The following is a 6,828-nucleotide window of genomic DNA, read 5'->3' on the forward strand; positions in this document are numbered from 1 at the left end:
TTGACACGGTAGGGGTCACTGGTTCAATCCCAGTATCGCCCACCAGTAGTTTCTGCTGGTCAGACGGCCCGTCGACGATCTTCGTCGGCGGGCTGTTCTGCGTCTGTGGGAGCAGATTGGGAGCAAAAGATCTTGACCCCCTTCGTGGTGCGGTAGAGGTCACCCCGGATCGTGCTCCCGGACTGCTCCCAACGCCGCTGGAGAGCGGCGAGCAGGTTGTCGGCCATGACCTGGGTCGTGTGGGAGTAGACGCCGCTGATTCCGTGCTGACGGTGGCCCAACCGGCGGTGTTGGAGGACGTCGGGGGTGTCGTCTTCGATCATCCAGGTCTTGTGGGTGTGGCGTAGGTCGTGGAAGTGCATGGCCGGGATCACGGGCACCCAGCCGCGTGTCCGGTGCCCCTGTGTCGCGGGAAGCCACACGCGTCGCCGGAAGTTGGACCGCCGGTGCCAGCCGCCGTCGGCCCCGGTGAACACCGCGCGCTGCTCGTCGGGCTGGCTGTCCCGGAGCAAAGTGAGCATCGCCACGGTGCACGGGGCCAAGTCGATGATGCGGACGCTGGCCGCGGTCTTGGGTGGCCCGAGGTAGACCCTGCCGTTGACCTCGTGCAGGGCCCCGTGATCGGGGTGGATCCTGAGTTTGGCGTTGTCCAGGTCGACGTTGGGCCATTGGAGTCCGGCGATCTCGCCCCAGCGCATGCCGGTGTAGGCGGCGGTGTAGATGAGGATCTCGTCCTGCGCCCGCACGGTCTGGGCGGCGATGGTGCGGACCTGGATGGTGGTGGCGTGGGGTCGCTCGGGTTGGTCGCCGGTGCGGGCGCGGAGTTTGCGGCAGGGGTTGGCGCCGATGAGGCCTTCGTCGACGGCCTCGCCGAGGATCATGGAGAACAGGGTGACGATGTCGGCGACGGTGTTGTCGGCCAACCCGCGCCGCAGCTTCTTGACCCACCCCTTGACGACGATGCGGCTGATTTGGTTGAGGGGAGTGTCGCCGAAGCGGGGCAGGATGTGGTTGCGCAGGTGTGAGTCGTACTTGGCCCAGCTGCTCTCGCTGACGTCGGTGGCCTCCGACCACGCCAGCACCCAGTTCCGGACCAGTGTCTGCCCGGCGCGGGGGTCGACGAACTTCCCCGTGCGCATCAACGACTCGATGTCCAAGGCCCGGTCGCGGGCCTGGTCGTAGGTGGTGAACCCTGTCTCGGTTGAGAGTCGGTTGTCGTCGAGTCGGTAACGGACCCGGTAGCCGTTGCCGTGCTTCTCAGCCCATGCCATGTCTTCACGTCTCTCTACGAGGGATGCGGGCGCGCCCCGGTACGGGGCGCACCCGCATCCACGCTCCATTCGACCCGGAGAGCAACCCATCAGGGTTCACCAGACAAGCGACTCCGGTCGCTACTCGAAGGACCTGCGCCCAAGCCCGCTGTTCAGGGCCGGGGCGGTCCGCGCGGGTCGTCGTCCGGCCTTGGCGATCTGCTCGACATCGGCATGGGAGAAGCGAAGGTGCTTGCCCACGAAGGAACACGGGACACGCCGCTGCCCGGCCTGCCTGCGCAACCACGACTCCCTCACCTGCAACAGGCCCGCCGCCTGGGCCGGTGTCAGCAGAAGCGGCTCGGCTCCCTTGGCGTCGATCACGGATTCGCTGGTGTCGACCACGTGCGTCTCCCTTGGTGCGGGGTTCGGATGATGTCTCTGAACTCCGCGGAATCACCACGATCGGGACACCGCTGCCGCCTAACCGCCAATCGGCACCGAGCGACCGCATTCGCGCTTGCGGCTGAACCGGACCGCTTGACGGCGATGGACGACGTTGGCGCCCTGGGCAGGCTCGCGCAGCATGCACACTGGCGTTGGCATGGAGCAGCAACTGAGTGTGAATGCTGCGAGACGTGTTACCGACGACTGGAACCGCTGGTCATCGCTTTGCGTATCCAGTTATCAGCAAGACAATCAAGATCAAATTAGATGGCGGGTTGCCTGCGGTTTGATTCCTTGACCCCAGACGTGCCCCGATCGTGGTCTGCCCACGCGGGAAGGCTGGCTCTACCTGGCCACGGTGATCGACCTGCACAACCGCGAGGTCGTCGCGCACGCGATGGCCGACCACATGCGCGCCGACCTCGTCCGCGACGCCCTCGACCTCGCCGTCAGACGCGGCCTGACCGGCGGTAATGCGACCTTCCACGCCGACCGCGGATCGCAATACACCTCCGGATTGTTCCGCTCCGCGCTCGCCGGTCACGGCATCCGCTCATCGGTGGGGCGAACCGGATCATGCTTCGACAACGCCGTCGCGGAATCGTTGTTCGCCACCCTCAAGACCGAGATCGGCACCACCGTCTGGGAGGCCCGCGACGACACCCGACGCGACGTCTTCGCCTACCTGAGCTACTACAACCACGACCGTCTACATTCCACACTCGACTACCGCACCCCGCACGAAACCCGCGTCGGCTATCGTCAAGGTCTCGCCCTCGCGGCATGAAACTCGGTGTCCGGTATTCGGGGACAACCTCAACCAGCCGCCCAGAGGGTCTGTTTCATGAGCAGGCGGTCACTTGGCGATGAGCTTCGCGGCGTCGGGGGCGTAGACGGTCATCCAGTGCGGACGCAGCCGGTAGTAGAACACGTCTTTGTCCCACTCGGTGTGATCGTCGTAGAAGTCCTTGAAGTACGTGAGCAGGTCTGGCCAGTCTGCGGCCGGTTTGTCGTCTTCGGGGTTGAGTATCTCGACCGTGCCGTGTGTGAACACTCCCAGGTCCTCGCCGCGCATGTGCGCGACGCTGGCGGCGGGGCGGGCCGCGAGGTGGCGGGCCTTGGCGGCGCTGCGTGCTGTGCCGAAGTACCACTTGCCGTGCAGGAAGTGCCCGTCCACGCCGCTGATCCGGGGCTCGCTCTTCGCCGTCACGGTGGACAGGGCGAGGGTGCACATGCCGACCAGGATCTGGGTGAGCTGCTCGGCGGTCACAGTGTGCTCGGTGACGATCGAACGGAGGTGATCGGTGGAGCGGGACAGGGAGGCGTCGAGCAGGGCTTGGAGCTCAGTGAGTTCTTCGGGTGTTTCACGCATCAGCCCACGATAGCCACCGCTGGACCGTCCTCAGCATCGCATGGCGGCCAGACGAAGACGGCGCCGCGGAGCCACATCACCTCACCGAACTCGACACGCCTCCACCTGGCCGTCGTCGTCACCCTTCATCGTCTAATGCCGCCTTATACGGTGCCGAGCTCGCACGCCACCATCGCTCCACTCAGGACATGCCCCAAGGATGAGCCATGACCAGGAGCCAACGGTGCGCAACCAAGGAGTGGACGACAGCCCTCTCGATAACGGCTCGTTCAGCCGCCACCGCGCCCACACAGGCCAGCGGGCTCGTGCCACCCGCGCGTTGTGATGGCTTCCAGAACCTGGTCGGCAAGTTGTCCAGGAGTCAGCAGATCGCCCCGCAGCACCAGGGTCTCCGACGGCAACTCGGAGCTCGCGGCCACACAACGGGTGATGTTGCCGAGCCGGAACTCCCGCGTTCGTGCGTCGCGATCCGGGTCGTCGGGCACCAGAACCTGGCCTTCGATCCTGCGCCGCAACTCGTCCCGCGGGACATCGAGGAACACGTGCAACAAGTCCATGCCAGCCTGGCTGACCAGATCGAAGATCTCATCCCGGTAATCGGTGTTGACCAGCGTCATCGGCACGACCAGCGGCCGTTGGTACTCACGGCACAACCCGACCGCGAATTCGGCGGTGAGCTTGCGCCACAACGGGATGTCCTGGAAGTCGGCTACCGGGCCGGGCGCCCACTGACGCAGCAGGAAGCCCACATACTCCGGATCAAAGGCCAGCACATCTGGCAATCGATCATGCAGTTTCTCCGCCAGCGTGGTCTTCCCGGCACCGAACGCCCCGTTGATCCACACAATCACCGCACACCCCCTGGCCACCCATCGCGACGACTACACGATAGCCATCACACGCCTGCCGAACCCCGGCGCACTACACGCAGGTATCAACAGCGCCGAACACGTGAGAGAACCCTCGCCTGGAGCTTCGCCCGACGCTACGAACCCGGCTGCGCGCCCGGACACCGCACCGAGTCCAATTGCCTACGCTTCGCCCTCGCCTGGCACAAGCGTGTCCTCCGGCGCATCGCCACACCGCCTCTGCCTCGCGTCGACACCTACGGCGTGGCGAAGAAGGCGACGATCGTCGCGCTGCGGGTGCTGGGCTGCTCCGGCGGCGCGACCGACGACGACCTGCTTGTGGGCATGAACTGGGTCAAGAACAACGCGGTGAAGCCCGCGGTGGTCAACTACAGCATCGGCTGCCGCCAGCGGTGCACCAACCAGACGATCGACAACGCGGCGAAGTCGGTCATTGACAGCGGCGTGCAGTGGGTGCAGGCCGCGGGCAACTCCAACGACAACGCCTGCTACTACAGCCCGCAGCGGCTGTCCGAGGCGATCACCGTCGGCAACAGCACCAGGACCGACACCCACCGCTGCGACAGGAACTACGGCTCCTGCCTCGACATCTGGGCGCCCGGTGACAACATCGTGTCCGCCTAGTACAGCAGCAACACCGGCAGCGCCACCGTGTCCGGCACGTCCATGGCGTCCCCGCACGTCGCGGGCGCGGCGGCGCTGTACCTGGCGTAGAACTCCTCGGCCACGCCCGCGCAGGTGCGCAACGCCCTGGTCACCAACGGCACCACTGGCAAGCTGACCGGCATCAACACCGGTTCGCCCGACGTGCTGCTCTACACCGCCTTCCGCAACGGCGGCTCGCAGCCCGGCGCCGTCACCGTCGCCAACCCCGGCAACCGCACCGCCACCGCGGGCCAGTGGTTCACCCTGGACAACAGAGCCACCGGCCGACCGGCGGGCCTGTTCATCAACTCCTCGACCGGCCGGATCTCCGGCACCCCCACCGCCGCCACCGCGAACGTCACGGTGACCGCGACCGACGCGGCGGGCAAGGTCGGTTCGGCCACGTTCATCATCACCGTGTCCGCCACCGGCGGCGGCTGCGCACCGGCCACCAACGGCACGGACTACGCCATCGCCGACCTGTACACCACGCAGAGCCCCATGACGGTGTCCGGATGCACCGGCAGGGCCTCGGCCAGCTCAACATCGCCCACACCTACACCGGCGACCTCGTCGTGACCCTGGTGGCCCCGGACGGCAGCCTCTACACGCTGCACAACCGGGCGGGCGGTAGCGCGGACAACCTCAACCGCAGCTACACGGTCAACCTGTCGAACGAAGCCCGCAACGGCACCTGGCGCCTGCGCGTGCAGGACACCCACGTCGACGACATCGGGAAGATTGACTCTTGGACCCTGACATCCTGAGCCGACCGTGAGCGCCCGGCGAACCCACTCGCCGGGCGCTCACGCACGTCACCACCCAGCCGGGCGGGATGACCCTGCCCCGCGGCACGGCCACGTCGGGCCGGTCGGTGGGTCGTGGCCGAATCCCCGAGAAGCCCGCGACGACAGCGGCTCGAATAGGGTTGGCGCGGTGACCGGGCAGGTGCTCCCGGCCACGTGATCTGCCCGGTTCAGGTGGAGGTGGGGCTCGGATGGCGACGAGTGCACGGCCAGGACGGGCGCGGACCGCGCTCCGGGTGTGCGCGTGGGTGCTGTTCGTTACCGGGATCGGGGCGTATGCGCTGGGGTTGCTCGGTGTGCTGATCAGTGAGACCGATGAGGCGTGTTCGCAGAAGCTCGTCTACGAGGGCGCCGACTTCCGGGAGATGCGGACGGGCCTGGTGCCGCTGGAGAACACGTGCGTGTTCGAGGACGGCACCACTTACGCGGACATCCCAGGGTGGGTCAACCCGTTATTCTTCGGGGGAGTGGGCGGGGCGCTGGTGTGCGTGGTGGCGGCGGTCCTGGTCGGGCGCTCCGCCGGCAAGCGCGGTTGAGAAGCGCAGCCGGGGGGAAACTGGCCCTGCGCACGGGTGTCGGCGCGGCTCTAGGCTGAGTGGGTAGACCGGAATCCGGCTGGGGCTGCGATCTCGGAACGGACGACTACCTGGGGAACAATGGGCACTTCGACCTTCGCCGTGCCCTGCGCCGTGCGCGGACGGGGCTGAGCGCGTGGACGACGAGATGGTTCGGCTGGCCCAGCGGTTCATCAACTCCTACAACGTCCCCGGTATCCCGAAGCTGGACGAGGACGGGGTGGTCGGTGGTGTACGCCCTCACCCGGGCGTTCGTGGGCTACGGGCCGTACTGCAAGGGATACTCCGGCGGCGAGCTCAAGGGCGCCTACGACGCCCAGATCGCGGCGTCGGTGGTCCGGCTCAAGCAGGACATGGGGGTCGCGGGCGCCTTCCCCGGCGACGAGCTGACCCCGAAGGCGTTCAAGGGCCTGCTGAACATGGACCCCTACGTCGTGGTCGGCGGTGGCCGCGCGGTGCAGCAGTGGCTCAACGGGAGCTACGTGGGGCGGCGGGACTTCTTCGTCGTCGGAGGTAGTCGAGGTAGGGGTCGAGGCCGACGTGTTCGAGGGCGCCGTGGACGGCGACGCGGAGCATGCCGTATCCGAAGGACAGCAGGCAGTTGACTGGGTCGGTGGGTGGTCGTCGGGAGCGGCCGGGTGCGGTGCCGGGGGCGAGGTGGTCGAGGGCTTGGAAGTACTCGCGGGTGGCGTTTCCTTCGATGCCGAGGAATTCGTCGAGGCCGCGGGTGTGTTCGAGTCGGGTGAGGGCGGTGGCGTGGTGTTCGGTGGTGTCGCGCAGGCGGGTTTGGCGTGTTCTGGTGTTGTCGCGGGCGGCGCGCAGGAGTCGTTGTCGGTAGTTGTGGAGTTTGCCCGCGACGAACGC

At 67.1% G+C, this 6,828-nt stretch carries 11 protein-coding genes; 5 read left to right on the forward strand and 6 right to left on the reverse strand.

Annotated elements, in window-relative coordinates:
- Positions 1-59: 59 nt before the first annotated feature.
- Positions 60-1,271, reverse strand: coding sequence for a tyrosine-type recombinase/integrase (locus tag GCL84_RS19870; RefSeq protein WP_156754316.1), 1,212 nt, complete (start codon positions 1,269-1,271; stop codon positions 60-62).
- Positions 1,272-1,391: 120 nt separating this feature from the next.
- A complete protein-coding gene (locus GCL84_RS19875; RefSeq protein WP_197523379.1) occupies positions 1,392-1,655 on the reverse strand; it encodes a helix-turn-helix domain-containing protein in 264 nt (87 codons plus the stop codon).
- A gap of 364 nt (positions 1,656-2,019) precedes the next feature.
- On the opposite strand from GCL84_RS19875, the gene GCL84_RS19880 reads away from it, so the two are divergent.
- The gene (locus GCL84_RS19880) at positions 2,020-2,484 is read left to right on the forward strand and encodes an IS3 family transposase (RefSeq protein WP_156757029.1); all 465 of its coding nucleotides are present in this window, start codon (positions 2,020-2,022) and stop codon (positions 2,482-2,484) included.
- 69 nt (positions 2,485-2,553) lie between these two features.
- Here the strand turns inward: GCL84_RS19880 and GCL84_RS19885 are convergent, their stop codons facing one another.
- Both GCL84_RS19885 and GCL84_RS19890 read right to left on the reverse strand, forming a co-directional pair.
- Positions 2,554-3,069: a pyridoxamine 5'-phosphate oxidase family protein gene (locus tag GCL84_RS19885; protein WP_156757030.1), complete on the reverse strand. Its 516-nt coding sequence runs from the start codon at positions 3,067-3,069 to the stop codon at positions 2,554-2,556.
- A 269-nt stretch (positions 3,070-3,338) separates the two neighbouring features.
- Entirely contained in the window at positions 3,339-3,920 is a 582-nt protein-coding gene (locus GCL84_RS19890) for an AAA family ATPase (RefSeq protein WP_156757031.1), read from the reverse strand.
- Positions 3,921-4,181: 261 nt separating this feature from the next.
- Here GCL84_RS19890 and GCL84_RS31035 point away from each other — a divergent pair, with 261 nt between their 5' ends.
- Entirely contained in the window at positions 4,182-4,562 is a 381-nt protein-coding gene (locus GCL84_RS31035; RefSeq protein ID WP_456236905.1) for a S8 family serine peptidase, read from the forward strand.
- On the opposite strand, the gene GCL84_RS31125 is transcribed toward GCL84_RS31035, so the two are convergent.
- The gene (locus GCL84_RS31125) at positions 4,559-4,696 is read right to left on the reverse strand and encodes a hypothetical protein (protein WP_456236906.1); all 138 of its coding nucleotides are present in this window, start codon (positions 4,694-4,696) and stop codon (positions 4,559-4,561) included. The two genes, GCL84_RS31035 and GCL84_RS31125, sit on opposite strands and share 4 nt — an antisense overlap.
- Here GCL84_RS31125 and GCL84_RS30180 point away from each other — a divergent pair.
- The 3 genes from GCL84_RS30180 to GCL84_RS19900 all read left to right on the forward strand — a co-directional run bounded on the left by GCL84_RS30180 (position 4,677) and on the right by GCL84_RS19900 (position 5,925).
- Positions 4,677-5,162 carry a putative Ig domain-containing protein gene (locus tag GCL84_RS30180; protein ID WP_235926480.1) on the forward strand — a complete coding sequence of 162 codons (486 nt, stop codon included), beginning with the start codon at positions 4,677-4,679 and terminating at the stop codon, positions 5,160-5,162. The two genes, GCL84_RS31125 and GCL84_RS30180, sit on opposite strands and share 20 nt — an antisense overlap.
- A complete protein-coding gene (locus tag GCL84_RS30185) occupies positions 5,099-5,350 on the forward strand; it encodes a proprotein convertase P-domain-containing protein (RefSeq protein ID WP_235926481.1) in 252 nt (83 codons plus the stop codon). Before GCL84_RS30180 ends, GCL84_RS30185 begins: the two co-directional genes overlap by 64 nt.
- A 230-nt stretch (positions 5,351-5,580) precedes the next feature.
- Positions 5,581-5,925 (forward strand): hypothetical protein, encoded by a 345-nt coding sequence (locus tag GCL84_RS19900; RefSeq protein WP_156757032.1) that lies wholly within the window; start codon positions 5,581-5,583, stop codon positions 5,923-5,925.
- Between the two features lie 507 nt (positions 5,926-6,432).
- Here the strand turns inward: GCL84_RS19900 and cas1 are convergent.
- Entirely contained in the window at positions 6,433-6,786 is a 354-nt protein-coding gene (gene cas1 / locus GCL84_RS31040) for a CRISPR-associated endonuclease Cas1 (protein ID WP_407924414.1), read from the reverse strand.
- Positions 6,787-6,828: the final 42 nt, after the last annotated feature.

Origin of the sequence: Actinokineospora pegani (assembly GCF_009745975.1) — a bacterium.
Lineage (GTDB): Bacteria > Actinomycetota > Actinomycetes > Mycobacteriales > Pseudonocardiaceae > Actinokineospora > Actinokineospora pegani.